At 58.2% G+C, this 26,918-nt stretch carries 23 protein-coding genes and 3 pseudogenes; 12 read left to right on the top strand and 14 right to left on the bottom strand.

Annotation, left to right across the window (positions count from 1 at the left end):
* Window positions 1-198: 198 nt before the first annotated feature.
* The 4 genes and pseudogenes from AA098_RS03555 to AA098_RS03540 all read left to right on the top strand — a co-directional run.
* Window positions 199-723, top strand: a pseudogene (locus tag AA098_RS03555) (histone deacetylase); the annotation flags it as partial.
* Window positions 724-871: 148 nt separating this feature from the next.
* Window positions 872-1,258 (top strand): annotated as a pseudogene (locus AA098_RS03550) (NAD(P)/FAD-dependent oxidoreductase); the annotation flags it as partial.
* Between the two features lie 182 nt (window positions 1,259-1,440).
* Entirely contained in the window at window positions 1,441-2,355 is a 915-nt protein-coding gene (locus tag AA098_RS03545) for a histone deacetylase (RefSeq protein ID WP_004576004.1), read from the top strand.
* Between the two features lie 148 nt (window positions 2,356-2,503).
* On the top strand, window positions 2,504-3,742 hold the full coding sequence (locus AA098_RS03540) for a TIGR03862 family flavoprotein (protein ID WP_054889737.1): 1,239 nt from the start codon (window positions 2,504-2,506) through the stop codon (window positions 3,740-3,742).
* A 234-nt stretch (window positions 3,743-3,976) separates the two neighbouring features.
* Here the strand turns inward: AA098_RS03540 and AA098_RS29695 are convergent, their stop codons facing one another.
* The 6 genes from AA098_RS29695 to AA098_RS03515 form a co-directional block, all read right to left on the bottom strand.
* Window positions 3,977-4,105: a hypothetical protein gene (locus tag AA098_RS29695; protein ID WP_014754328.1), complete on the bottom strand. Its 129-nt coding sequence runs from the start codon at window positions 4,103-4,105 to the stop codon at window positions 3,977-3,979.
* A gap of 72 nt (window positions 4,106-4,177) precedes the next feature.
* On the bottom strand, window positions 4,178-5,509 hold the full coding sequence (locus AA098_RS03535; protein WP_012053786.1) for a DEAD/DEAH box helicase: 1,332 nt from the start codon (window positions 5,507-5,509) through the stop codon (window positions 4,178-4,180).
* A gap of 55 nt (window positions 5,510-5,564) precedes the next feature.
* The gene (gene yedA / locus AA098_RS03530) at window positions 5,565-6,485 is read right to left on the bottom strand and encodes a drug/metabolite exporter YedA (RefSeq protein ID WP_064613838.1); all 921 of its coding nucleotides are present in this window, start codon (window positions 6,483-6,485) and stop codon (window positions 5,565-5,567) included.
* A gap of 118 nt (window positions 6,486-6,603) precedes the next feature.
* Window positions 6,604-7,239, bottom strand: coding sequence for a PolC-type DNA polymerase III (locus AA098_RS03525; RefSeq protein WP_004576857.1), 636 nt, complete (start codon window positions 7,237-7,239; stop codon window positions 6,604-6,606).
* Between the two features lie 9 nt (window positions 7,240-7,248).
* Window positions 7,249-7,728, bottom strand: coding sequence for an NYN domain-containing protein (locus AA098_RS03520; protein WP_004576858.1), 480 nt, complete (start codon window positions 7,726-7,728; stop codon window positions 7,249-7,251).
* A 160-nt stretch (window positions 7,729-7,888) separates the two neighbouring features.
* Window positions 7,889-8,647, bottom strand: a complete 759-nt coding sequence (locus AA098_RS03515) for a DUF2076 domain-containing protein (protein WP_014861636.1) — start codon at window positions 8,645-8,647, stop codon at window positions 7,889-7,891.
* Window positions 8,648-8,814: 167 nt separating this feature from the next.
* On the opposite strand from AA098_RS03515, the gene AA098_RS03510 reads away from it, so the two are divergent.
* Entirely contained in the window at window positions 8,815-9,471 is a 657-nt protein-coding gene (locus tag AA098_RS03510) for a YciC family protein (protein ID WP_004576859.1), read from the top strand.
* 86 nt (window positions 9,472-9,557) lie between these two features.
* Entirely contained in the window at window positions 9,558-10,076 is a 519-nt protein-coding gene (locus AA098_RS03505) for a hypothetical protein (RefSeq protein ID WP_003249804.1), read from the top strand.
* A 69-nt stretch (window positions 10,077-10,145) separates the two neighbouring features.
* Here the strand turns inward: AA098_RS03505 and hrpB are convergent.
* Window positions 10,146-12,305: pseudogene (gene hrpB / locus AA098_RS03500) on the bottom strand (ATP-dependent helicase HrpB); the annotation flags it as partial.
* 68 nt (window positions 12,306-12,373) lie between these two features.
* Here hrpB and AA098_RS03495 point away from each other — a divergent pair.
* The 4 genes from AA098_RS03495 to AA098_RS03480 are packed head-to-tail and all read left to right on the top strand — an operon-like array spanning window position 12,374 to window position 18,887.
* Window positions 12,374-14,734, top strand: a complete 2,361-nt coding sequence (locus AA098_RS03495) for a hypothetical protein (protein ID WP_012274314.1) — start codon at window positions 12,374-12,376, stop codon at window positions 14,732-14,734.
* Window positions 14,718-16,820: an integrase gene (locus AA098_RS03490; protein ID WP_012274315.1), complete on the top strand. Its 2,103-nt coding sequence runs from the start codon at window positions 14,718-14,720 to the stop codon at window positions 16,818-16,820. The genes AA098_RS03495 and AA098_RS03490 overlap by 17 nt, the downstream gene beginning before the upstream one ends.
* Complete coding sequence (locus AA098_RS03485) at window positions 16,817-17,443, top strand: hypothetical protein (RefSeq protein WP_012274316.1); 627 nt, start codon at window positions 16,817-16,819, stop codon at window positions 17,441-17,443. The genes AA098_RS03490 and AA098_RS03485 overlap by 4 nt, the downstream gene beginning before the upstream one ends.
* Window positions 17,421-18,887 carry a tyrosine-type recombinase/integrase gene (locus tag AA098_RS03480; protein WP_012274317.1) on the top strand — a complete coding sequence of 489 codons (1,467 nt, stop codon included), beginning with the start codon at window positions 17,421-17,423 and terminating at the stop codon, window positions 18,885-18,887. Before AA098_RS03485 ends, AA098_RS03480 begins: the two co-directional genes overlap by 23 nt.
* A 558-nt stretch (window positions 18,888-19,445) precedes the next feature.
* Here the strand turns inward: AA098_RS03480 and AA098_RS03475 are convergent.
* The 5 genes from AA098_RS03475 to AA098_RS03455 form a co-directional block, all read right to left on the bottom strand.
* Window positions 19,446-20,918: an IS66 family transposase gene (locus AA098_RS03475; protein ID WP_064613836.1), complete on the bottom strand. Its 1,473-nt coding sequence runs from the start codon at window positions 20,916-20,918 to the stop codon at window positions 19,446-19,448.
* Window positions 20,919-20,992: 74 nt separating this feature from the next.
* On the bottom strand, window positions 20,993-21,973 hold the full coding sequence (locus AA098_RS03470; RefSeq protein ID WP_003117291.1) for an IS5-like element ISPa41 family transposase: 981 nt from the start codon (window positions 21,971-21,973) through the stop codon (window positions 20,993-20,995).
* A gap of 12 nt (window positions 21,974-21,985) precedes the next feature.
* Window positions 21,986-22,138, bottom strand: a complete 153-nt coding sequence (locus tag AA098_RS29065; RefSeq protein ID WP_177342664.1) for a hypothetical protein — start codon at window positions 22,136-22,138, stop codon at window positions 21,986-21,988.
* A 27-nt stretch (window positions 22,139-22,165) separates the two neighbouring features.
* Window positions 22,166-22,525, bottom strand: coding sequence for an IS66 family insertion sequence element accessory protein TnpB (gene tnpB, locus AA098_RS03460; RefSeq protein ID WP_012270248.1), 360 nt, complete (start codon window positions 22,523-22,525; stop codon window positions 22,166-22,168).
* 92 nt (window positions 22,526-22,617) lie between these two features.
* Window positions 22,618-23,994 (bottom strand): hypothetical protein, encoded by a 1,377-nt coding sequence (locus tag AA098_RS03455; RefSeq protein ID WP_060709155.1) that lies wholly within the window; start codon window positions 23,992-23,994, stop codon window positions 22,618-22,620.
* Window positions 23,995-24,277: 283 nt separating this feature from the next.
* Between AA098_RS03455 and AA098_RS03450 the strand changes: the two genes are divergently transcribed.
* Window positions 24,278-24,748, top strand: coding sequence for a hypothetical protein (locus AA098_RS03450; protein WP_064613835.1), 471 nt, complete (start codon window positions 24,278-24,280; stop codon window positions 24,746-24,748).
* A 645-nt stretch (window positions 24,749-25,393) separates the two neighbouring features.
* Here the strand turns inward: AA098_RS03450 and AA098_RS03445 are convergent.
* Entirely contained in the window at window positions 25,394-25,642 is a 249-nt protein-coding gene (locus AA098_RS03445; protein WP_156747502.1) for a hypothetical protein, read from the bottom strand.
* 433 nt (window positions 25,643-26,075) lie between these two features.
* Here AA098_RS03445 and AA098_RS03435 point away from each other — a divergent pair, with 433 nt between their 5' ends.
* Complete coding sequence (locus AA098_RS03435; RefSeq protein ID WP_064613832.1) at window positions 26,076-26,525, top strand: 3'-5' exoribonuclease; 450 nt, start codon at window positions 26,076-26,078, stop codon at window positions 26,523-26,525.
* Here the strand turns inward: AA098_RS03435 and AA098_RS03430 are convergent.
* Window positions 26,515-26,703: a hypothetical protein gene (locus tag AA098_RS03430; protein ID WP_256545207.1), complete on the bottom strand. Its 189-nt coding sequence runs from the start codon at window positions 26,701-26,703 to the stop codon at window positions 26,515-26,517. The genes AA098_RS03435 and AA098_RS03430 overlap by 11 nt on opposite strands.
* Window positions 26,704-26,918 lie beyond the last annotated feature (215 nt).

Here is a 26,918-nt window from a genome sequence, read left to right as displayed (position 1 = left end):
CAAAGGACAGGAAACCGTTCGCCACTTTCGAATCGCACGAGCTTGATTTTATAAGGGTTCATTGTTTACAGAACCAATAGGTAAATAATAATTACCCCTGGATCACAATTCATCATTTCGCAAAAAGAACGCAATAACCCTATGATTTTATTGGCCTTTTACTAAATAAGTTTACATGTAAGAAATGGTCATGCTGACTGCATTTTCAACGACCTGGCGGTCATCAGCCGCTACCTGCTGGAAGCAGGCCGGGTACACAGGGTGCTGATCTTCAACTGCGACGTGCACCAGGGTGACGGCACCGCGCGCATCCTGCACGACACGCCCGAGGCCATCACCGTGTCGCTGCACTTCGAGCAGAACTTCCCCGCCCGCAAGGCACAAAGCGATTGGGACATCCCCCTGCCCCGAGGCATGGGCGACACTGCCTACCTGAAGGTGGTGGACGACGCCCTCAACTACCTATTGCCGCTTTATCAACCCGACCTGGTGCTGTATGACGCCGGTGTCGACGTGCACAAGGACGACGCCCTGGGCTACCTGCAACTGACCGACGCAGGCGTTGCCGCCCGTGACGAAGCCGTGCTGCGCCACTGCCTGAGCCGCGATATCCCGGTGATGGGCGTGATCGGCGGAGGCTACAGCAAGGACCGCACAGCCTTGGCCAGACGCCACGGCATCCTTCACCACAGCGCGGCACGTGTCATAGGTTGTTCACAATGACTGTGGAACCGCTTGTGGATAACCTGCGCGAAAGGCGCTGTAGCCCTTTACTGGCAAGGCCTGCATAACACTGGCTATTTTTTGATCAGTGCTTCCATGGGCAGCGCTGCGGTAGAATGCGCCTCTTTTCCACAGCCTGCTGCCCACCATGCCCGATCTGACCCCCGCATCCCCTCCCCCCGCTGTCGTCATCGGTGGCGGCCCCGCCGGCCTGATGGCTGCCGAAGCACTGGCCAAGGCAGGCCTGGCGGTCGAGGTGTTCGATGCCATGCCTTCAGTGGGCCGCAAGTTCCTGCTGGCGGGCGTCGGCGGCATGAACATCACCCATTCCGAGCCCTACCCGGCGTTCGTAGCACGCTATGCCGAACGCCAAGGCGAAATCGAGGCCCTGCTACGCGACTTCGATGCTGACGCGTTGCGCCAGTGGATTCATGGTTTGGGCATCGAAACCTTCGTCGGCACCTCGGGCCGGGTGTTCCCCACCGACATGAAAGCCGCACCGTTGCTGCGTGCCTGGCTCAAGCGCCTGCGCGATTGGGCTGCGCAGCAGCCCCAAAATTTCAGCGCAGATGCACACATTGCTGGGGCTGCTGCGCAGCCCAATCGCGACACAAGGCCGCTCCCACAAAGGGCCGGTACCGGCGCAAGAAACAGGTACTCCCATTGCAGTCACCCGTCATGGCAAGATCAGCACTGGCCCTGATTGCGACCCCATCCATGCCGTTGCCGCTGATCTACCACGAAGATTACAGCCCGGAGTTCCCCGCTGAACACCGCTTCCCGATGGACAAGTTCCGCCTGCTGCACGACCACCTGGTCGGCAGCGGGCTGACCACCGACCAGGCCCTGCTGCGCCCGGACATCTGCCCCAACGACATCCTCGCCCTGGCCCATGACCGCAGCTACATTGAGCGCTACATGAACGGCGAACTGTCGCGCGAGGACCAGCGCCGCCTCGGCCTGCCCTGGAGCGAGGCCCTGGCCCGGCGGACCGTGCGCGCTGTCGGGGGCTCACTGCTGACTGCCGAGATGGCACTTCAGCACGGCATCGCCTGCCACCTCGCCGGTGGCACCCACCACGCCCATTACGACCACCCCGCCGGCTTCTGCATTTTCAACGACCTGGCGGTCATCAGCCGCTACCTGCTGGAAGCAGGCCGGGTACACCGGGTGCTGATCTTCGACTGCGACGTGCACCAGGGTGACGGCACCGCGCGCATCCTGCACGACACGCCCGAGGCCATCACCGTGTCGCTGCACTGCGAGCAGAACTTCCCCGCCCGCAAGGCACAAAGCGACTGGGACATCCCCCTGCCCCGAGGCATGGGCGACACTGCCTACCTGAAGGTGGTGGACGACGCCCTCAACTACCTGTTGCCGCTTTATCAACCCGACCTGGTGCTGTATGACGCCGGTGTCGACGTGCACAAGGACGACGCCCTGGGCTACCTGCAGCTGACCGACGCAGGCGTTGCCGCCCGTGACGAAGCCGTGCTGCGCCACTGCCTGGGCCGCGACATCCCGGTGATGGGCGTGATCGGCGGAGGCTACAGCAAGGACCGCACAGCCTTGGCCAGACGCCACGGCATCCTTCACCACAGCGCGGCACGTGTCATAGGTTGTTCACAATGACTGTGGAACCGCTTGTGGATAACCTGCGCGAAAGGCGCTGTAGCCCTTTACTGGCAAGGCCTGTATAACACTGGCTATTTTTTGATCAGTGCTTCCATGGGCAGCGCTGCGGTAGAATGCGCCTCTTTTCCACAGCCTGCTGCCCACCATGCCCGATCTGACCCCCGCATCCCCTCCCCCCGCTGTCGTCATCGGTGGCGGCCCCGCCGGCCTGATGGCTGCCGAAGCACTGGCCAAGGCAGGCCTGGCGGTCGAGGTGTTCGATGCCATGCCTTCAGTGGGCCGCAAGTTCCTGCTGGCGGGCGTCGGCGGCATGAACATCACCCATTCCGAGCCCTACCCGGCGTTCGTAGCACGCTATGCCGAACGCCAAGGCGAAATCGAGGCCCTGCTACGCGACTTCGATGCTGACGCGTTGCGCCAGTGGATTCATGGTTTGGGCATCGAAACCTTCGTCGGCACCTCGGGCCGGGTGTTCCCCACCGACATGAAAGCCGCACCGTTGCTGCGTGCCTGGCTCAAGCGCCTGCGCGACAACGGGGTAGTTATCCACACCCGCCATCGCTGGTTGGGCTGGAACACCGATGGCAGCTTGCGAATTGCTTATCCACAGGGCGAACGTCAGGTGAAAGCCTCGGTCGTGGTGCTGGCGCTGGGTGGCGCCAGCTGGGCGCGCCTGGGTTCTGACGGCAGCTGGCAACCGCTGCTGGCAGAACGGGCTGTGGATATCTCGCCTTTGCAGCCGAGCAACTGCGGTTTTGAAGTAGAGGGCTGGAGCGCGCTGCTCAAGGACAAGTTCGCGGGCGCACCGCTGAAGAACATCGCCCTCAGCGTCCCGGGCAGCGCACCGCGCAAGGGCGAGTTCATCCTCACCGCCCACGGTGTGGAAGGCAGCCTGGTGTACGCCTGGTCGGCACCGGTACGCGAGGCCATCCACCGTGAAGGCCGCGGGGTGTTGTTGCTCGACCTGCTGCCGGACAAGCCTGTGGACAAGATTGCCCAGGCATTGGCCAAACCACGCGGTTCACGCTCCATGGCCAAGCACCTGCACAGCCAGCTGGGGATTGATGGGGTCAAGGCCGCACTGCTGCGCGAACTGACCGATCAGGCGACCTTTGCCGACGTTGATGCTTTGGCCCGGGCCATCAAGGCATTGCCTATCACCCTGGTACGCACGCGGCCGCTGGATGAAGCGATCAGCAGTGCCGGCGGGGTCCGCTTCGAGGGGCTGGATGAGGGGTTGATGGTCAAGGCCGTGCCGGGGGTGTTCTGTGCCGGCGAGATGCTGGACTGGGAGGCGCCGACCGGGGGTTATCTGCTCACGGCGTGCTTTGCCAGCGGCTTGCGCGCCGGGCGGGCAGCGGCGGACTGGGTGCGGGCTTCCTGACAGCTTGCCAGGGCTGCTTCCACAAGTACTGCGTCAATCCAGATTGTGCAGCCCATGTGGGAGCAACTGTCTTGCTCAATTTCTGGAAGCTGGCGCGATCCGTGTGAGAGCGGCCTTGCGTCGCGAAAGGGCTGCACAGCAGCCCCGGGGTTTCAGCGTCGATGCAAATAATGCCGGGGCCGCTTCGCGGCCCTTTCGCGACACAAGGCCGCTCCCACAGGCCGGTGTTCAGCCTCAGCCCAGCGCAGTGTCGAGAAACATCATCACCGCAAACCCGCCCATCAACCCTGGGTAATGGAGCTGGGTGCAGCGCTGGGCATCAAGGTCGAGCCGGCGCTGGAAGCCCTGAAAGTCGCCGTACACATCTAAAGCCTGGCGCAGTCCTTGTGGGAGCGGCCTTGCGTCGCGAATGGGCCGCAAAGCGGCCCCAAAGCCTCAAGGCTTGCGCTTGCGCGGCCCACCATTGAAGCTTGGCACCTTGCGTACAGCCTTCACCGCCGGTTCCGCACTGCCGGCTTCAGTGCTGTCCATCCAGCGCCCCAGCCCGCGCTTGGCGCTGTTTTCTTTCGGCTTCTTGGGCTTCTTCGGTTTCTTGATAACCTGCCCACTGGCATCGGTCATCGGCACCCGGTGCTCGGGGATGAAATCCGGCTCTTCATGACGCGGCAGGGTTTGCCGGGTCAGCACCTCGATAGCCGCCAGCAGTTGCACTTCATCCGCACACACCAGCGAAATCGCCTCGCCCTTGTTGCCCGCCCGCCCGGTACGCCCGATGCGGTGCACGTAGTCTTCGGCAACGATCGGCAGGTCAAGGTTGACGACCAGCGGCAAGTCATCGATATCCAGGCCACGGGCCGCCACATCGGTCGCCACCAGCACTTGCACCTCACGGGCCTTGAAGCTGTCCAGCGCACGCTGGCGGGTCGCCTGTGGGCGATCACCGTGGATGCCGTCGGCATTCACACCTTCGGCCAGCAAGCGCTCCACCAGCTGATCGACGCCATTGCGGGTCTTGGCGAACACCAGCACCTGCTTCCAGCGCTGCTTGCGCAGCAGGTGGCAGAACAGGTCGGCCTTGCGCTTCTTGTCCACAGGCACCAGCCACTGCTTGACGCTGGTGGCCGTGGCGTTGCGCGGGCTCACTTCGATACTGAGCGGGTCATTCAGCGCCAGCCCCGCCAGCATGCGAATCTGATCGGAAAAGGTGGCGGAAAACAGCAGCGTCTGGCGCTTGCGCGGCAGTGCCGCATACACCGACTGCAGCTCTTCGGCAAAGCCCAGGTCAAGCATGCGGTCGGCTTCATCCAGCACCAGGGTCTGCACCTGGTTGAACTTCACGGCGTTCTGCCGGAACAGGTCGAGCAAGCGGCCAGGGGTAGCCACCAGCAGGTCGACACCCCGGCGCAGGCGCATCATCTGTGGATTGATACTGACCCCGCCATACACCGCGTAAGTACTCAGCGGCAGGTTCTCGGCGTATTCGCGCACGTTGTTGTGCACCTGCTCGGCCAGCTCGCGAGTGGGTACCAGCACCAAGGCGCGGATCGAGTTGCTGGCCACCTTCTCGCCCTCCAGCGCCAGGCGCTGCAGCACAGGCAGGGCAAAGCCTGCGGTCTTGCCGGTACCGGTCTGGGCTGCGGCCATCAGGTCGCGGCCGGCCAGCACGGCGGGGATGGCTTTGGCCTGCACCGGGGTCGGGGTGGTGTAGTCCAGTTGCTGCAGCGTGCGCAGCAGCGGTTCGATCAGGCCGAGTTTGGCGAAATTCATGGCAATACCGTCAGGGGGTTCAGCGAAGGCGGCAAGTTTACCGCATCGCCCCTGCCTACTTGCAGATTTCACCTTTCAACGGTTGCACAGGTTCAGGCGCCTTGCGCCACTGCGGCAGGCCGATCAGCACCACCGCACCGATGATCACTGCCATCGCCACACACTCTTCAGCGCCAATCTGCTCACCGGCAAAGACGATACCCAGCAGCACCGCCACCGCCGGGTTGACGTAGGCGTAGCTGGTGGCCGCTGCCGGGCGCACGTGCTTGAGCAGGTACATGTAGGCACTGAACGCCAGGATCGAACCGAAGAACACCAGGTAGGCCAGCGCCCCCCAGCCAGCGGCGGTCGGCAGCTGTGTCATGCGTTCGCCCGATAGCACACTGCCCAGCAACAGCACCGCACCCCCGACCAGCATTTCCACTGCGCTGGCCATCGGCCCCTGGGGCAGCGGCAAGGTCTTGCTCCACACCGAGCCGAACGCCCAGGACGCTGCCGCGAAGATGATCAGCGCCGCACCTATCGGGCTTGCCTGCAGGTTGGAGCCCAGGTTCAGCAGGCCGATGCCCACCAGCCCAAGGGCTATCCCCGCCCATTCCAGCTTCGAATTGCGGTGCCCGAACAACAGGCCGAACAGCAAGGTGAACAGCGGCACCGTCGCCACCGCCAAAGCCGCCACGCCCGAAGCCACGCCGGCATGCTCGGCCACGGTCACCCCGCCGTTGCCACAGCTGAGCAACAAGAAACCGATCGCCCCTGCCGCCCGCCATTGTGGCCAGGTAGGTGCCGGCACGCCGCGCCAACGCAGGAAGCCGTACAGCAGGCCACCGGCGATCAGGAAGCGCACACCGGCCATGAGCATCGGAGGCCAGCTCTCGACGCCGATGCGAATGAACAGGTAAGTGGAACCCCAGACCAGATAAAGGGCCAGGAAGGCGCCAATCAGCAGCAGCGGGAAACGACGGGAGGCAGGCATGGGGAAAACTCGAAATCCGTTTACGGGTGCCTCAGTTTAACGGCCTGCCTGGGTGAAGGGACGTTACAGAACGGGTGCAAATGAGCGGCACAATTCTGGTGCATCCGGTGTGGTTGGCTTATCGCCTGGGACGATCACCTGCCAGCCCCTGACCGTACTTGGCCAGCGCTTCGCGCACTTTCGCAGCCGGGGTCTTCTGCAGCCGGCAAAGCAGCTCGTGCGACAGTTGCTGAACCCCGTGGTCCTGGTGCAACACACCCGCCAGATGCTGCAGCAGGTTGGCGGCCATTTCGGCATCGGCCATGGCCCGGTGCGCGGTCCCCGTGTCTGGCAACCCAGCCCAGCGTGTCAAAGTGCCCAGCTTGTGGTTCGGCGCGGCGGGCAGCAGGCGCCGTGAAAGCAACAGGGAACACGCGAAGGGCTGGCTGCGGCTGCGGCCAATACGGCTCAGCTCGTAATCCCAGAACTTCTGGTCGAAAGCAGCGTTGTGCGCCAACAATGGGGTGCCACCGACGAACTCGGCCACCTCGTTCATCACTTTCTCCACCGGCGGCGCACTGCGCAGCATGGCGGTGGTGATGCCGGTCAGCCCTGCGACGAAGGCCGGCACCGGCACGCCAGCGTTCATCAGGCTCTGGTAGCGCTCGACAATGCGCCCACCCTCAAGCATTACCACCGCCACCTCGGTTGCACGGCAGCCGGTACCGGGGGAAATGCCGGTGGTTTCAAAGTCGATGACAGCGATACGTTCCATGAAAAGACCTTAGTGTTTGAGCAACAGCGCGCCTTCGATGGGCACGTAGCGGGTGGCAGCACGGATCAGTGACAACGCCGTCAGCCCCGGCACGCCATACACCACCGCTTCGGTGCCATGGCGCTGGATTACCCGCTCCAGCAGCAGGTCGAAGTCACCGTCACCGGAGGCCAGCACCACCTGGTCGACCCGGCTGGCCGCGTCGATCACATCCAGGGTAATGCCCACATCCCAGTCACCTTTGGCCGAGCCATCGCTGCGCTGGATGAACGGTTTGAGGCGCACATCGAAACCGAGGTTGCGCAAGATCTGCTGGAACTGCTGCTGTTTGCTGTCGCCACGGTCGATGGCATAGGCCACGGCCTCGACGATCTGGCCTTCGCGGCTGACATCGGCCCACAGGGCCGTGTAGTTGAAATGGCAGCCGTGGGCCTGGCGCACGGTGTAATAGAGGTTCTGCACATCGGCGAACAGCGCGATCTTTTTCACCTGGGAACCTCATTTTTGGCCTGGAGTGCTGGGGGGCTGCTGCGCAGCCCTTCGCGGGCACGCCCGCTCCCACAGGTATCGCGCGTACACCTGTGGGAGCGGGCGTGCCCGCGAAGGGGCGCAAAGCGCCCCCGGAAATGCCAGCAGTATGCCAGACCTGTCAGACGTAAGAATCGTCGTCCGAGAAGAACCCACCGTCATCGCTGCCAAAACCACCGTCGGCGTATCCGCCCTGGTCACTGCCCCAGCCACCGTTGTCAGCCACTTGCTGCTGCCCGCCCTGGTCGTTCCAGCCGCCACTGTCGCTGGCTGGCGCCGGCTCTTCCTTGATGACCTCGACCACTTCTTCCGGTTGCGAGTTGTGGTTGAACAGGCTGCTGATACCCTGCGCCAGCAGCACACCACCGGCCACACCGGCGGCGGTCTGCATAGCCCCGCCAAGGAAGCTGCTGGCCCCGCTGCGCGCAGGCGCGGCGCCATAGCCAGGCTGCGGCGCCTGAGGTTGGCCAAAACCAGGGGCCGATGGCTCGCGCCAGCCACCACCGGACACTACAGGGGGCGCCGAAGGGCGCTGTGGCTGCACCGCCGGCGCTGCGTTGCGCCCACCCGAACCAAAGATGCTGGACAAGAAACCACCCCCGCCATTGCTCGGCGCACTGCTGGCGGCTTGTGCCGCCTGAGCCTGGGCACGGGCCTGCTGCAGCTCGGCTTCCAGCTGCTTGTTCTGTTCGTCGAGGCGCTTGATTGCGGCCTCCTGCACCAAAATCGCCTGGGCCATGTAGTAAGGCGCCGCCGGTTGCTGACGCACGTGCTGCTCGATGCACGCCTGGGCTTGCGCGTCACGCGGCTGGCTCGGGTCTTCGGCTTGCTTGAGGCGGCCGAACAGGCCGTCAATCAGGGTTTGTTCTTCAGTGTTCATGGGGCGACCTCGTGGGGTAGCGGGACATCGGACAGCGTCAAAGATGGGGCGTACAGGCGCGGGATTCAATCACTGCTGCGGTGAAACTTTTTTCAGCAAGTGACAGCCCCAGGCCTGCTTTGGGCTAAAGTTAGGCCCCTGTTTTTACTGCCATGCGATGTTGACTGATGAATCCGCTGAGCGTTTTGCGCGACTCCTTGTACTTCTTCCGCCGTCACCTGCCAAACATCCTGCAGCTGTGCCTGCCGCTGGTGGTGGTGGAAGCCCTGGTTACCCAATTGCTGTACCGGCAGCTGGGCGACCAGGCATCACCGGCCTACGGCATGCTGGTCAGCCTGTTGTTCTACCCGCTGTACAGCGCAGCCCTGATCCTGTACCTGGACACGCGCAGCAACGGCCAGGAAATCGCCAAGCGCGACCTGTTCGCCCGCGCCCTGCAGCTGTGGCCGCAACTGGCCCTGCTGATCCTGATCAGCTCGCTACTGATCATGGCCGGCCTTGCGCTGTTCATCTTCCCGGGGGTGTGGATCATGATCAACCTGGTGTTCGCCGAGTACCTGCTGGTGCTGCGCGGCCGGCCGGTGGTACAGGCGATGCGCGACAGCGCAAGCATGACCACCGGGCATTTCATGCGCATCATGATCTGCGTGGTAGGCGTGCTAGCACCGATCTGGCTGATCGACGGGCTGCTGCTGATGGCCTTCCCCGAGCCATCACCTGGGATGGAACTGGCCATGGACAGCCTCAGCGGCTTCCTGCAACTGTTCAGCACCGTGGTGCTGTATCGCCTGTTCATGTTGCTGGAAGGCGAAGCCAGCACCTGAGGCCACCGGGGAATGTTTTCGGCCTGCCGGGCTGCCCAGCCTTGGCGCCAGAGTGCACATCCTCAATGCTGTCCTAGGAGTGCACCATGAACGAAACCATTCAGGCCAGGTACGCCAGGTCTTTTCGCGGCAAGCTGTACATGCGCGCCGTCGACCGGGACATCCCACTACGCCTCAGCCGCAGTTCAGACAAGTTCAGCTGGGGCATTACCCCAGAGGATGACTGGTTGCAGGCGGGGGGAAGGCAGGACTCGCCGGTGATGGACTTTCATTACCACTCGCGGACCAACGATCGCCTGCACTACCGCATCAGCATGCCTGGGCGCCCGGAGACAAAGAAACTAGGGGTCAGCCGCAATGGTTATCTGGGCTTTTACTGGCATGCAGACGTTAGCGAATACTGGAAAATCGAGCCGCTGGCGCTGACAGATGAAGGCCTTGTCTGCCATCTGCGCGACCAGCGGGGCTACAGGGTCGGCGCCCTCACGGATACGCCGCACAGGAGTGGGGAGTGGGTAGCCTTGCTCAACGTCGAGGAAGGCGAAGTGATCACTTTCCTATTGAGGCAAGCAGATCAAGCTTCACTGGCGGGTGCAATACGATGAATGGCACGACCACTGACACGTCGTGCCCAGCACATGATTTTTTCGGCCTGCCGCACTCGGTGTTGTGCATCAGCGCCCTCTCGGCTTGGCCCGCGCCGTAGCCTCGGCCACCAGAGGGTCGTCCGGCCAGTAATGCTTCGGATAGCGCCCTTTCAGGTCTTTCTTCACCTCGGCATAGGTCGTGCCCCAGAAGCTGGCCAGGTCCTGGGTCACCTGCACCGGCCGACGTGCCGGTGACAGCAGGTGCAGCTTGACCTGCTGCCGGCCGTTGGCGATGCGCGGGGTATCGGCAAGGCCGAACAGTTCTTGCAGACGCACGGCGAGAATCGGCGGGGTTTCGCTGTAATCCAGGCGGATGTTCGAGCCGGACGGCACGGCCAGATGCGCCGGGGCCTGTTCTTCCAGGCGTTGCGGCAGCGGCCAGGGCAGCAGGTTGCGCAGCATCGACGGCAAGTCCAGCGCGGCAAAGTGGCTGAGGCGCGATACTTTGCTCAGGTAAGGCTGCAACCAGTCTTCCAGGCTGGCCAGCAGGGCCTCGTCCCCCAGGTCAGGCCATTCGCTGTGGCCATCCTTCTGCAGGTCGAGCTGACGCAGCAGCGCCACACGTGCCTGCCATTGCCGCAGTTCCGGCGTCCAGGTCAGCAGGTTCAAACCTTTGCGCCGGACCAGGCCAAGCAGCGCCCGGGCCCTGGCTTCGTCATCCAGCCCGGGCAGCGGCTCGCGGCTGAGGACCAGTTCGCCAACCTTCACCTGGCGCTCGGCGCGCAACACCTGCTCGCGCTCGTCCCAATCAAGGATATCGACCCGCTCGACCTGTTCGGCCAGCACACCCTCGAGCAACGCCGGATCGAATTCGGCGGCCAGATAGATCCGCTCCTCACGCTGCCCCTGGCGGCTACCCAGGTCGGCGATCACCAGCCATGGGCACTTCATCAATGCATCGACTTCGCCAAACAGGGCCGCACGGCCGTTGGCGAGCCGATACTCCGCCCCGCCCGCCCGGCGCTGCTGGGCGACCCGGTCAGGGTAGGCCAGCGCCAACAGGGCGCCCAGCCAGCGTGGGTGGTCCGGGTCGGCAACCGGTGCACCGACCTTGCCACGCAACAGGCCACGGTATTGCCGGGCCAGCTGACGAGCACGCTGCACACCCCCCTGGCCGCCACGCGCAGCCTTGCTCTCACCGCTGACCAGCGCAAGCCGGCTGTGCAAGTCGGCACCACCGCCACGCTGGATGTCCCGCTCCCCCAGCAGTGCAGCCACATCGCAGGCCATCTGTGCCAGGCCCAGGTCCTGACCCCGCAGCAACAAGTGCGCGATGCGTGGGTGAGCCGGCAGTTCGGCCATGGCCTGGCCATGTTCGCTGAGGGTGTCGCGGCTGCCCGGCCGGAAGGCGCTGAGTCGCGCCAACAGGTCCTGGGCCTGGGCGAACGCTGCAGCTGGCGGCTGGTCGAGCCAGCGCAACTGCTCGGGGGTTACACCCCAGCGCGCCAACTGCAGGGCCAGCCCGGCCAGGTCGGCCTGGAGAATCTCGGCACTGCCATGGGCGGCCAGCTGGTCATGCTGGGCCTCGGACCAAAGGCGGTAGCACACGCCGGGCTCCAGGCGGCCGGCACGCCCAGCGCGCTGGGTGGCACTGGCGCGGGAAATGCGCTGGGTGTCCAGGCGGGTCATGCCGCTGCCGGGGTCGAAGCGCGGCACCCGGGCCAGGCCTGCGTCGATCACCACGCGCACGCCATCGATGGTCAGGCTGGTCTCAGCGATGTTGGTGGCCAGCACCACCTTGCGCAGGCCCTTGGCCGGCGGGTCGATAGCGGCGCGCTGGGCATTGAGGTCGAGTTCGCCATGCAGCGGGCACAGCAGAATCTCGGGTCGCGCCCCCAGGGCGTCCTGAAGGCTTTGGTGAACCCGGCGGATCTCGGCTTGCCCAGGCAGGAACACCAGCACGCTGCCGGCCTGGTCAGCCAGCGCATGCAACACGCTGTCCACCACCCGTGGCTCGATGAACTCGCCTGGCTGGAACGGCCGCCCCCAGCGGATATCCACCGGATGCATGCGCCCTTCGCTGCTGACCACCGGGGCGTCGTCCAACAGCCGCGACAGGCGCTCACCTTCCAGCGTCGCCGACATCAGCAGAATCTTCAGGGGCGGGTCGTCACGCAGCAACTCGCGGCCGTTAAGGCTCAGCGCAAGCGCGAGATCGGCATCCAGGCTGCGTTCGACGATTTTGTCATTTACACAGCCTTGTCAAATTTGACAGAATACAGATAACACGGGCTTTACAGACGATCAAGAGCTTTATGGAAAACCTGACAATTATCAAAGGATCGCTGGCTTTGGCGAACTATCCGTTCACCACCCTGCCTCCTGACGTCCTTGAGCTCATGCACCGCTCCTACGAGCCGATCGCGCGAGATGGCATGGGCCAGCTGACCAAGATTTTCGACGCCTACTGCAACATCACTGGCAGCACCGTCACCTACCTCGGCCTCTCTTCTCCAGCCTTCGAACGCACCGTCAGAGGCTTCCTAGGAGCGCTGTACGACCCCACCTTCATCGACGTCACGCGACCGCTGCGCAACAGCTACGCACGCGAGTTCGTGCGCATGCTGCAAGAGATGGCCAAAGAGATCCCGTTGCTTCCGACCTTTGAGGAGAACGGCGGACGCGATGGCTGGCCAAAGTTCAACGAGAAATACTGGATAGCAATCAAAGACGATATTGACCCGAATGCCGTGAGGTTTTGGAACGGCTGGCCCTTGGTGGATATCACGGGTAAAACGGCATATTTGTCGGTGCCCAACATATGGATTTCTCATGGCCCTGAATTTGCCGAAGAAGTATATAAGTGCGTCCGCCAACATTGCCTTAAGATGCGACGACCACGGAGCTCTGAGCTCAGTGGATTTCTGAACTACATCGCAGAAAACGCGCCTAGCTGGCCTACTGAAACATTCCAGAATCCAATTCAAATTAAGAAAGCCTTTTTGGCCTATATGCTCCACTGGTTCACAGATCAGCACGACCGAGGAATGGACATTCCGACTGCGACAAAGTCGTATGCAGCATTCATTAACCTAGTAAACTCCACGATGCTCGCATCCGGTTCATGGGTTAAGCCTTACAGCGGCTCAATTCCAAAACCGGCAATCCAGCACGTCCGAGGAGCGGATACAAATAACAAAAAGAACGCAAAGGGCGAAGTGATTAAAGCAAAACTAATCACGGAAATCCCGTATCATCTCACTGACACTCAGGCAATCGAACTAATTTTCAAAAAAATCAAAGCCGATAACAACGCACTGTACAAGTGGGCGAATAAAAAAGCTTGGCAAACATCAAATGCGCAGAAGTCTCGCGACAAGCTAGCGAAGCTGGGTAATCCCCAAAAAATCATTTACGCTACTAGGGCCCAACCCGAGGACGCCAAGCCTGAAGATGTGTGCGCCGCCTTTAAAGAACACGGCTTTGGATACGTCTACAATGACTTCTCTAAAAGATTTGGAAAAATCATAAACCGAGAGTACCTTAACAGCTTTTTAAGAGTGCCATCAGCTAACGACCTGTATCCATTCAAAATTCTGTTGGTACACAACTACCCGTGCATAACTCAATCCTTCTTAGACAACTTTGAGCTCTACGACAAAAAAGGAGACCTGACTGGCTTTATTAAACTAGATGGATACTACCAACTCACAGGATATAAAGACCGCAAAGGCGGAGCTAATAGTGAGATCAAGGTTAAGCTAAAGCCTCGAGACGCCGTTCGAGTGCGGCAAATTATTCGCTGTACACAACCGCTGCGTGACTACCTGCGCGCAACAGGTGACGACGCATGGAGGCAACTGTTCATTCAGTGCTCAAGGGGGCTTGCATCGCCAAAAAAAATGTCCCCTACGAACTGGAACTCTGGAACGCTCGAAACCCGATATCAGCACCTAGCCGACGAGTTCGCCGAATTCGTCGATATGCCGAAAAAGGAGATCGAAGAGTTCATCTGCAGAATCTCGATCACGTCCCTGAGAGCAACGCGAGCGGTGCTGCTTTACATTGAGAACAACAGCCTGACCGAAACCGCTGCCGCACTGGGGCACACTAACGTCTCGCCGGATCTCCTGAGCAGCTACCTGCCCGAGCCAATTCTAGCGTTTTTCCAAACTAGGTGGATCCGAGCATTCCAGCGCGGGATCATCTGCTACGCCATGAAAGACAGCAAATACCTACTGAAAGTGTCGAACTTTCAAACGATGGAGGAGCTGCATAAGTTTCTGGAGAACAATGCGCTCAAGGACATTCCGGAGGCGATGCGCGACCCAGAAGGCTATCGCGCGGCCCGCGAGCGCACAGCTCATGAAGCACCGACAAAGAAGGGCAAGATAGGCACCAAAGCGGCAGCAAATGACGACAGAGCTGACCGGGTAGAGATTTCTGTCGACGTCGGCATCCTCACCGCCCTCCTATCACTCGAAGAGGCAGTCAGGAAATCCAAGCGTCAAGACCAAATTTGCGCCAAGGCTATGTACTGGGCTCAATTGGCCAAGCTGCTCGTCAAAGAAATTACCGATGGTTATGAATTCGATCTGCAAGAATACCTAGCTACTGCCAAAACCCAGATTGACGCTAGCCAAATGGAGAGCCTGATTTATGCTGCTGCCGCCTGAGCTGCAATTCCTGTCCCCACTGCTGAACTCTCCGCGAGAGGAGTACAAAACAGCGCCGTGGCTGCTTAGCGACTTCGATGCACCCAAGTGGCAGTACTCGTTTGGCTACAAGAAGAAACCAAAGGAGCTCGACTGGGAAATCACGCTTTCGGATGGCAGTTCGCTGCTCGACTCGAAGAACGAAGAGCTCTACCTGGGATTCAAGTACTTCCTTACCACCAGTACCCGTCGTGATTTTGACCTGGGCACCACCAATGAGCTTGAAGGCCAGCAAGCAAAGCAGTTCGGCAGAGCATGTCAGATCATCGATTTCTTACTGATCAATGACAAGCGCTACCAGCTTTCCACGTATGGTCTGGCAGGTCTCACAGGGGGCAATCTCATCGAGATGCTTGAGACCTTCTCCAAAACGCCTTCGAGCGCAGAATCGGTATACAACTGGACGCCAACGCTGCGAGAGTTCTGCCATAGCATCCTCGCAGACACAAGCGAGATGGAAATTATCAGCGTGCTCAAAGAGCGTCCACAGCTGCTCATCATCACCAACGAGCAAAAGGACGACGACGAGTTAGGTATCCGCCACGAATTGATTCCACCGATTCGTGCTGCGCTGTACATACGAGGACTGTATGGCACAACACAGGTAGAGTATGGCCGTCAGCCCAACACCATCAGGCTTTCGGGCATTCTTTACCCACACGTGCTGTGGGGTAAAAACCAGTTTAAGCCCGTTCACTCGATTCTAGGGTTTAATGAGGACACGTCACTCTTCTCCCGAGAGTATCCAGGTGTTCGGACAAACACGGGTGCGCTTGAGCTGATGCGTGACCAGACGTTCTTTACCTACCGAAGCGCTGTGTATAGCCTCGGCACGCTGCACGAAATTGGCCTGCCGGCACCTACGTCCAAAGCGCTGATAGAAGCAGATTGCTTCACGCCAGAGCTTGGCACCAAAGGTCGTTTCCGTACCGTGCCCTCGGATCTGGTGTTCACGTCCCTGCGCAATGCCATTGAACTGCACATTGAGCATGGCTCGGAGATCATCAAAGGCTTCTGCCGCATTGCGATCGAGTGCCAGAAGCGCGGCGTGAACCCCTCTACCCTTTCCGAGGCAGAGGTCAGACACATCGTTGGCCCTTACCTGGCTAACCTTGGCGTATCACGGCTCTCATTGAGCGCCAGGATCATCGCCACCAAGACCCTACGCGAGTCTATTAAGGGCGATAAGGAAGAGTACTTTGCGAACCTGAGGTCAAATACAGGCCTGTATGACCTGCTTGCCGTATACGTCGGTGGCATTCAGCTTACTGTCGGCATACTTATGGCACGGCGCGTCAGCGAACTGTATTCGTTGAAGGCTGACCGGTGCCTTGATGAGAGCGGGGAATGGCTGTTGTTTGGCAACGGCAAGAGTACCAAGCATCTGTTCGGCCTGCGCCGGAGAGAAGCTCGACCTATCGAGCCAATAGCCGCAGACATGATCAAGAGCCTGATCAGGATGCAAAAAGTATTGCTGAAAGTCGGGTATATCAAGTCGTATAAGACCCTGTTTGCACTGCCACAGATGAGCGGAACGCGGGAGTTCATTGACTCGAGCAACACCGCGTACAATCGTAATCTTGATAGGTTCTGCGATTATTTCGAAACTCCCGTCAACGATGAAGGACAGCGCTGGTATCTACGCCAGCATCAAATGCGGCGCTTCTTTGCAATGCTGTTCTTCTACTGCGGGAGCTTCTCAAATCTCGACACTCTGCGCTGGATGCTTGGTCACGCGAGCCTCCAGCACGTCTACAATTACATTACTGAAAGCACAGATGGCGCCCTACTCAACTCTGTTGGTGCTCAGTTTGCTGCAGAAAACATTCACGTCGGCAATGTCGAAAACTTCACAGTATTGGCTGAAATGCTCAAAGACCGATATGGCACTGACAATTTTGGGTTGATTCCGAGCTCTGAATTGGAAGACTATATCAATGACAAAATTAAGGAAGGCATGGTCGAGATCGCGCCTGAATTTTTCACTGATGCTAATGGTGAACACATGAAGGTCGTCGCTCGCCTCAAGCATGGAGTCGCAGCATGACAGATCGCCCCTCACGTGGCGACGTAGCCAAGGCGGGAGTCTTGGCTCTTGAGCGCCTGCTTGCCCAAGTAATCACAAAGCCGAGCGATTTTGTTGAGGACAAAGAGCTGCGGAGCGCCCTTAATAGTCAGGCTGGCCTGGCTTCGCTGGATCGCGTTGTGAGTGCCGGTGTGGAGCCAGCCACCAACACCTTTCCAACCAGTCTCAACACGCTGAAGAAATATAGCGATGAGTGCCTGGTCGGTGGCTTCAACAGTCTCAATGCCTTACGAATCAAGGCTATCGAGGCGTTTGAGCGTGAGGAGCGCAGGAAGGCAAAAAGCAACAAACGCACCAAGTCGGGGCTTAGTCTCAAGGTTCAAGACGTCGAGTCAGAGCTGGAAATGCTGCGCCAGACGAATTACCTACTGCTCCGAGGGCTCCAGGATGCGCTCGGGCAGTTCCGAGACATTCGTGATGCTAAGGATCTGAAGATCTTAGAAAAATGGTCTTCTGACGCGATTGCCAACCTGCTATCCATCACCAGTCTGTGCATTCCCCCGTTCAACCTCACCGAGACGCCGCTGCCAAAGGCCTCATCCAATACAGTGACTGACATCAATGACTACCGCAAAAAAGACTAAGGAGCGGTCAACGCACAAGCTCTATAGCTTGCTGGGCGAGTTTCAGACGTTCAGTCACTATTCAGTTGGTCGTACCAGTTTGCGGGATGCGACGAACATTCCTTTCATGAACTGGCCCAACGGGTCACCGTGCATCATCGGCAACCTTTACATGCTTAGCCTCTTCAACAGGAAAGGGCGAGGATCCCGGCGCGGCCTTTCTCGTTCCGGTCAAGATGGCGGGAGCATGGGGGATTATGCAGCAAAACTAAGTCAACTATTGCGTCGATGCTATCACGATAAGATAGAGCCTATAATGCTAACCGATGGCGACTTCACTGACTACATAACGGAGTTGCGCGAAGAAAAATCCCTTATAAATCCGGGCACACGAAAGCGAACAGAAGATACAATTTCTGATATAGGCCGTGTTTGGCTTGATTTTTTAAGTTTTGTAGGTCGCTTGCATGGATATCAAGACTTTGTTGCGCCTGAAGGCAGAATACGCGTAATGGAGAAAACCTACAACACCGTCGACAGATCGGGTCGCAAATTATCCCGCTCATACTTAGTACATCATTCTTTCGGCCCGCCTTCGCGAAAGAAGAAAAGAAACCCAATCACAGTTGAACAAATAGCACTACTTAAAGACACTGCGCGAAAAGAAAAAACCTCCAACTTCGTTAAAGCTAGACGCTCCCTGCTTATTGATCTCCTCACTGATACTGGAGCACGGCGCTCAGAAATAGAACAAATCACAATTGATGATATTAAAGCTGCCAAAAGACTTGAAAAGAACCCTACCCTAAGACTAACCACTCTAAAGCAGCACGGCGAGCTTAGCTTTAGGGAAGTACCCGTTTTGCCCACATTGCTGCACCTCCTCAATAACCACATTGAGAGACAGCGCAACAACATCATGAAAAAGAAATACAAAGAAGGAAATGACCATCGAAGATTCTTTGTCTCCGAGAGAACCGGCCGCCCACTAACAAGCAAAACCTTATATAACGAAATCAAAATACTGAAAGCAGCTTCAGGAATAGAACCCCCTATCTTTCCACATATGTTTAGACACCGCTTTATCACTAAGCTTTTCATTGACCTAATCAGGACACACCAAGTTACGAATGAAGACGAATTCCGGCGCAACCTCCTAAACACGGAGATCTTCAAAGCCGAGGTAACGGAGTGGACTGGGCACTTAGACCCAGATTCGATCAACGACTATCTACATTTAGCCCTCGCTGCCTCCGCAGACTATGCGGATACCGTCAATACAGTTCACATGCAGCGTGCTATGGATGCATACTTTGAACGAGAAGCTGAGCTTACCCGCCGTTTGGATGAAGGCTTGTCCGTGGAGGACTACAAGAAAGAGATGAAGCTCCTGAAAGAGCTGGTGCAGAAGGACTTTGAGGTTGCACGCACTAGAGAGGCTTCGGTCAAAAGCAAGCGCTTATAGGCCAATGCCTTAGCCACAACCAAGATGCATTGCGAACTGCGATCGAAGAGCTTGCCAAATGGGTGGGTGACCGAGGAGCTGCAACGGCTGTGGACATTTTCAATTAAGCTGATGTGACCTTGCACGACTACATCGACGCCGTGCTGCAGGGCATCGCGGAACTGGTTGCAGCGACTGTAAAGCCTTAGGCGGGCTTCCGCCCGAACAATCGATGCACCACTGAGACAGAACTTTGACCATAAGAGTACCCTCGAGAAATCGGCTGGACGTTGGCTTTCGCGGAACAGAAGCCGTCAGTACGGAGTAGGAGCATGGACGGCAAGTCTGCTAAAACGAGGTAGGAAGGTTTCGGCAAACTCGTTTTGATGAGCTCTTACGAGCGCCACCTTCGCTACAGACCTCATCCAGTCAAATGATCACCCACGCTGAACAGTGGCAACCTTAAGGCATTGCTCGTGAGGGACAGCAGGCCTGAGACGCGCCTTTCTTTCAACCTAGTCTCGCTAATGCGCTGTAAGCGATCCATGAACCCCACCTACCGCAAGGTGAGGCCATCGTTTACCGTGGCATTTCCGGTGAACAGTTCCACGGCAACAGCGCTTCATAATCTGCCACCGACTGCGCATGGGGCAGCCGCTCCAGTACGTGGCGCAGCCACGTATAGGGCTCTTGGCCGTTGATCTTGGCGGTCTCGACTAAACTGTAGAGCTGAGCACTGGCGGCGGCACCCTTGGGCGTGTCGCTGAACAGCCAGGCTTTGCGGCCAATCACAAATGGCTTTATTGCGCGCTCTGCCGGGTTATTGTCGATCGGCAAATACCCAGCCTCCACATAACGCTCCAGCCGACTCCAATTGCTCGCTAGGTAATTCACCGCCTTGCCGAGCACACTTTGCGACGTCACATGTGGCTGCGTTTTGTCCAGCCAACTTTTCAACTGCCCCATGATCGGCAGGCTCTTCTCCTGCCGGCCAGTCAATCGCTGCTCATCACTGGCGTCCTTCAGTTCACGCTCGATGCCATATAGCTTATTGATCAATGACAGCGCCATATCCGCGCGTCCGGCTTTGCCCTTGGGCTGCACTTTCTGAGCTTCAACAAACTTGCGACGCGCATGCGCCATGCACGCCAATCGTTCGACACCCGGCTGCAACGCCAGGGCGTTGTAGCCGGCGTAATCGTCCGTCATCACATAGCCGCGATAACTTTCCAGCAAGCGCAACGGCACCTCCTGCGCACGGCTGGAGGTGTAGTCGAACAGCACGACTTTCCGATCCGGTGGCCCACTGGCTTGCACCCACATCCAGGATTGGCTGGTCGGGTCTCGATCCGGTTCTTTAAGAACTTGGACGCGGGTTTCATCGCAATGGATGACCGGGCTTTCCAGCAACCGGTCGCGCATCAGATTCAGCAGTGGTTGCAGGTGCTCACCGCACTGAATCACCCAGCGTGCCAAAGTCTGACGCGGAATCTCGATACCGTGTCGGCTCAGCACCGTTTCAAAACGGTGCAGCGGCAAACCATCGACATACTTGGTGGCCAACAGCATGGCCAGCACGCTCGGGCTGGCCATGCTCTTCTCGATCAACTGTGCGGGTTTGTCAGCGGTGACCGGAGCGGCTTCACAACCACGGCAGCCGTAAATTTTACGGATGTGTTTGAGCACCCGGATCTGCATCGGCACGATATCCAGCTGCTCGCTGGTTTCCTCACCGATCACGTGTTTGCGGCAACCACAGGCACAGGCCTGCTCGTGTTCGGGCAGTTCGTGGATGACTTCAATGCGCGGCAGGTCAGCGGACAGCGGTTTGCGCTTGCCACGACGCAGTGTTGGCGCGATCACTTCTTCGTCGTCATCGACCGGAGGTATCGACAGGCTTTCCGGCTCGTTGAACAACGCGAGTTGCGGCGTGTTGGTTTCAACGGTCTGCTCGGACTTGCGACTGAACAGACGGTCGCGCAGTAGCTTGACCTGCTCTTTGGATGCTCCGATCAACTTGTCGTGCAGCCGCGGCAAGTTGCAATTTTCCAGGCACCTACAGCGTCATTGGACGAAAAGTGACCGAAAAATCATGTACGGAGAGCTTTTTCGACCGGTTCTCCGTGTTAAACGCGAACCTCACCCATACCCATGAGCTGTTTTCGAACCCTCCACAGGTTTGCCAGGGCGAACAGCGTGGTCAACTGAGCCGTGTTTTTCATCAGCCCACGAAAACGTATTTTCACGTAACCAAACTGCCGCTTGATCACGCGAAACGGATGCTCGACCTTGGCCCGTGTCTGAGCCTTGCAGAACTCGATCTTGCGCTTGGCTTTGTACAGTACGCTGCGCTGGTTCAGCTTGGAATAGGTGCTGCGACGCGCTGCAATCTGCCAGATCACCCCCCGATTTTCATGCTCTTCGCGCCTTTCGACACCGGTGTAACCGGCATCTGCATACACGGCGTTTTCTTCGCCATGCAGCAGTTCAGCCACCTGCGTGACATCGGCCACATTGGCAGCGGTGCCATGGACGTGATGCACCAGGCCGGACTCGACATCGGCACCGATGTGCGCCTTCATCCCGAAGAAATACTGACCGCCTTTCTTGGTCTGGTGCATCTCGGGATCACGCTTGCCTTCTTTATTTTTGGTCGAGCTGGGGGCATGAATAATGGTGGCATCGACGATGGTGCCTTGGCGCAGCGACAGGCCTTTTTCCTGCAGATAACCATTGATGACCGCAAGGATTGCCGGTGCGAGCTGATGCTTCTCCAGCAAGTGCCGGAAGTTCATGATCGTGGTGTCTTCGGGGATTGGCGCGCTCAGCGTCAGGCGTGCGAACTGGCGCATGGGCGTGATTTCGTAGAGCGCTTCCTCCATGGCCGGGTCGCTCAGGGAGAACCAGTTCTGCAACAGATGGATGCGCAGCATGGTTTCCAGAGGATAGGGTTTTCTACCGCCGCCGGCCTTGGGGTAGAACGGTTCGATCAGCTCCAGCAGGCCTGCCCAGGGCACCACCTGATCCATTTCGGCGAGGAAGCGCTCTCGGCGGGTTTGCTTGCGCTTGCCGGCGTACTCAAAGTCGGAAAAGCTCATCTGGCTCATGGGCGGCTCGGATCAGGTGTTGCGGGGATTCTCGCATAACTGAAGGCTTGTTCGGAGATTCCCTTTGAGATCGACGATCTGGCCCTTATCGACCGTGCGCTCCATCAATAACTGCGCAAGCATCTGCTTGAGCAGTACGGGGTCATCGGGAAGGTCTTCGGGCATGGAAATCATGCCCCGGATTATACCGAATCAGGCGACGAATCGCGGCGTCAAAACCTGATGCGGGCGATTGCGCCAGAGGTCAAAACCGTCGAGTAACCAGTTCAGTTCCTGAACGGTGAGGACAATCGCTTCGTCGGTGGCGTCAGGTGATGTTTTGAATCGCTCGGATTCCAGGCGCTTGAGCCAAAGACAGAAGCCGTTGCGCTCCCAGTACAAGATCTTCACACGGTTGCGGGATTTGTTGAGAAATACGAAGAGCACGGGGTCGAACACCGCCACCTTGATGTCCAACTCGACCAGCGCCGCCAAGCCATCAATGGATTTTCGGAAGTCGACGGGCTTGGGGTAGAGATAGACTTTTTCGACTTTGGCGTCGGGACGCATCATGGCGTGCGGGCTCCAGAATGAAATCGGGAGCACAGCATCGGCAATCAGCTGAGCGCTTTGAATGTGGGGTTCATGGAGCGCTTACAATGCGCTTATCTCGCCGCCTTATCTTGCTGCCAATGAGTAATGCCTGAGATCTCCAGAGTCGGCTCGGCTGCGATCATCAAGGTCTGACGAGGATAGAGGTCGAACAAGCCAGGCATACGCCCGAAATTGTCTACGGTCTCAGCAAATTCGTAGTCATCCTCAAACGGGTAATAGTTCACGCCGTGAAGCAGAACTCCCAGCACCGATGATCCCGAAGCATCATAGGCCGAAATGTTCTCGATATTTTTGTCCCGTCTCAGCTCTTCGATTTCGATCCCGTCACGGGTTTCATACCAGATGTGCACCACCCCAGCCTTGCCAGGTGGAATCTGAGACACCCCGTCATGCACCAGGCCCTTGAAATGCCTAGAACGCAGCCGTAGTGACTCTTCGTTATCGCAGCGCCATTGGGCTCCCACGCAAGTTGTTACGTCCTTCACGAAGAGGTTGAGGATGTCGTTATTTGTGCCCGGCCGGACAACCTGTTTAGCCAGTGTAGCGATACTGCGCTTTTGATTGCTGTCCATGTTCCCGAAAACCAGCATTTCCTGCTGCGGGCTATTGGATCTAACCGAGAATTTCCGGTAATGGTGTTTGAGTCTCTTCTTGTCTATGCCCCGCATCTGAACTGTAAGCTTGTCCGCAACGGCCCTACCCTGCCTATCCATGTATGCCCTATCAACTGCCTTCATCACCTCTTCAGCGCTGACTCCTATGACCGGCTGATGAAAAGTGATGTCTACCGTGCACCAAGGCATCACTCTCAACATGTGGTGGCTAAGCTGACCCCAGATACCGGCCCAAGCTTGCTCTTCACACCGTGAATACTTGGTCTGCTTGTCAGCCCGCTTGCACTCCACATAGAAATCTACATCTCCTGCTCTGACGTGCATGTCCGGCGATTTTTTTGTCTTTCCGTCAGACCACGTCATTGAGTTCTCGGGGATGAAGGAAACCTCGTAACCGTTTTTGATGTAGAACGAGGCCGTTAACAATTCAAAGATCTGCTTTTCGGGTTGGTTGTTGTTGGCCAACATCTTATCGAGCACACCACTAACGTTGGGAACGCTGCGAAGCTCAGTGGCGACGGCACCAATCGCCATTGCATAGGGATAGATCCGCCTACTGCTGTAGGCGGAGTCGCTATAAGGGCAGGTGTGCGACAGGTATGACGCTAGGATGTACCAGTCGATGTCATCGTCAGCAGGCGAGAAGAGCTGAGCCTCAACGGGGAGCCTTATATCGAACTGCGACTCCCGCTCGCGTATGCGCCTCAAATAGGCAGCTTTACGTGTTGCCCAAACGTCCTTACCGAGTTTCTCCACCAGTAAATCATAGAAGGCCTTCGTCCTGGCGATATCAACCTGGGTACGGGCATCCATTGCAGTTACTCCATATGATGGAATTGAAGATTACTCCGGCCTCACATTAGTCTACCAACACAGCATTACAAGCCTCCCTTCGAGGCCGGTGCTGACGACCGGCGGACTCTCGTGTTGAATCGCTAACGCTGGACGATTGGCGAGGCCTAGAAATCCCGCTGAGGAGCTACTCGCAGGTTCATGCAGATTCCCAATCGCACCTCCGTTGTCAGTGGGCTGAGGTACGTATACCCTGATCAATAGTCAGAGAGTGCCACCTACCGAACTTAGGATATGAATAAACATGGATAACAATCAGGTCGATGAGCCCGGATCAGGCATGCCTCAGGTGGGGGTGGCAGATACCGGTGAGCGTCGCTCGTCCATTGCCCTTCAGGATGGAGCAATTCATGAGCTGCCTCTGTGCCCGAATCGCTTGATCATCGCCGTTGAAGCTGTGCGTGGCACAGGCTTCGCCCTCGAACTGTTGAGGGAACAACTTCGTCTTCGCGCTTCAGCTAAGCTCGTTTTCTCGACTTACAGCGGCTGCTATTTCCTACAGGTAGACGACTTTGACCGCTACCAGAACCGCTGCGTTGGCATGCTTGAGGCTGTTTCCACACTGCCATTCCGCTCGGCGGCGATCTTCAAAAACGAGATGGCCGGTTGGAAATCCTCGGATATCACTCAGGTGGTAGACGCGAACGGACTCAAGGCGCTGGCAGAGCTTGGGCTTGTTTCTCCATCTGGTGGAAAGCCAGCCCTACCGGCGTAAAAACATGAACCCATCCGTGCTCATCAGCCCGGATTCGGCCTGTACTGTTCATCTTGAATGACCAGTGAGCGGTACCATACATTACGTGGCGGCGATCAAAGCCTGGACTGCCATCACCCCACCACACATGGCCCCTCTCTCCTAAGGTCACCTTTGCGTCATGCATCGCCGCGCGGGTAGTCCGCAACTGATCAGCATTGTTGGCTGCCTACGCCTCTACCACGGCTCGCCCAGCGGAACTAATAGCTGCGAGCGTAAAGCCATAGGCGGGCTTCCGCCCGAACAGTCGATGCAGTGCTGAGAGGGGAGCATGCAGGTGCAACAGGCCCCTCGAGAATTCGGCTGGACGCCGGCTACGCCGCCCCCACGCTGGATTGCTTAACCCCTTTCTGATCGGATCACCCCAGCCGAAAATAGGAGGGCCGATTCGGAGCCTGGGAAATTATTTGAAATTATGGCTCAGCAATAATTATCTCCTAGCGATAATTTCTGTGAACAGCAGGCTCCGGTTCGCTACGGGAGAGACCGTCACTAAGAATTGCGTCCACGGCTAGGGAAAGCGCAATCGTCCGCGCTGACGAGCACCTTCAACTCGGTGCAGAAAGTAAGATGGCGCTTCGGTAGGCGCCACCGGGCCATAACGCCTTAAATCAGCTCTGCGCATATGGTAGGTCTGATCCGGTTTCTGGCTTGCTCCAGGTACTCCAGCACGCAGAACTGCAGGCTTTGCATGAAGCCACTCAGTGCTGATTCGTAATGGAAAAAGTCCACAGCGGTGTCGTCGATTTCAGATCGGGCGCTGCCTAAGACGTGGCTCGAGTCATAGTCATCGCTCTCCGGATGGGCTTCGTAGTTGTCTACCAGCAGGCGAATCTGCCAGTGAGTACGAGCCACTGCAGCGCTCGCTCGGCGCCCATTGAGGCCGCGAGCAGTGAGCACTTCTTGTCCGTCCTTCGTTAAAAACATAAGGGCGATCTCAATTCAGCTCTCTCGTGAGCTGCATTACCGGGAGTCGAGCCAATAACCCATCAGCCAGATTACTGGCGTGGCGTGAGTACAGCGTCACCGTGCCTAGTGCTACCTCACGAAGGGGAACGAACGCACCTACTCTGGTCTGGGTAATCTTCAAAATATTCAGTACCTGAGTGCTCAACGTAGCCGTGGACAAATGATCCACCGCCGTTCGCTGCGGAAACTCGAGAGCGTCCCACAGCTCAACGACAATCTGAAGCAGTTGCCCAGGGCCGAAGTGGTTGAGGGCAATTTCCCAAAGCAGGCCTTCCCGTGCGAGGGTTAGGCGATTTCTAGGCATGACGGAGATTCAATTATGAGGCTCTTTCTGGACTGCGAATTCACTCAGCTCACCGCACAGGCGAAGCTGATCTCTCTGGCTCTGGTTGGCCAGGATGGCACGGAATTCTACGTGGAAGTGATGGATGCATGGCGAGAAGAGGACTGCAGCGAGTTCGTGAAGGAGATCGTGCTGCCACAGCTCTGGGGCGGTAAGTACGCCATGCCGATCATCGAGGCCCGGTCGGCACTCCTACGGTTCTTGGCAACCTACGACGAAGAACTCGAGGTTGTCACTGATGCACCTAACTACGACTGGGAGCTGTTCTGCGAACTCGCTTACGACGATGGGAAGTGGCCTAGGAATGTCAGAAACTTCCCCATTGACGCTACGACCTTGGCCGCGATGAATGATGGGGAAGAACTGCCTCACCACGCCCTACTGGACGCCAGGATCATCGCGAGCATGTTCACAGCTAAAGCGTGACCATCTCTCGCTCGATGGATCGCTTGAGGTGCTCAGGCATGTTGGTGTGCACGTGGAAGTCGACCGGCACATGCACAAGGGCTTGAATTTCATCTTCGAGCGTGTAGATAGAGATCACTGCCTTCGTGATCATCGCCTCGTGCGGCAGAGCCGGAGAGATTGGGTTCAATGAAGCCATTTGTCTCAAGGAGGCGCTGAACCTCTCCTTCCTTTACTCGTATCGCGTCAATGGCCCTCATGCCTTTCTCTTTGAACCACGACCTTGCTGATTGGATAAATACCTTGACAGGCGCTCGTCGATGGCCCTGACATATTAGCATTTGGTGAGCGCCTTTCCGGAACTCAAGCGGCTCGTTAAACTCGGTATAACGCCTTCGGCGACCACTTTCTAGA

This window comes from Pseudomonas sp. JY-Q, assembly GCF_001655295.1.
Lineage (GTDB): Bacteria > Pseudomonadota > Gammaproteobacteria > Pseudomonadales > Pseudomonadaceae > Aquipseudomonas > Aquipseudomonas alloputida.
The sequence above is the reverse complement of the archived record's forward strand: the minus strand, read 5'-3'. Positions and strand labels throughout refer to the sequence as shown.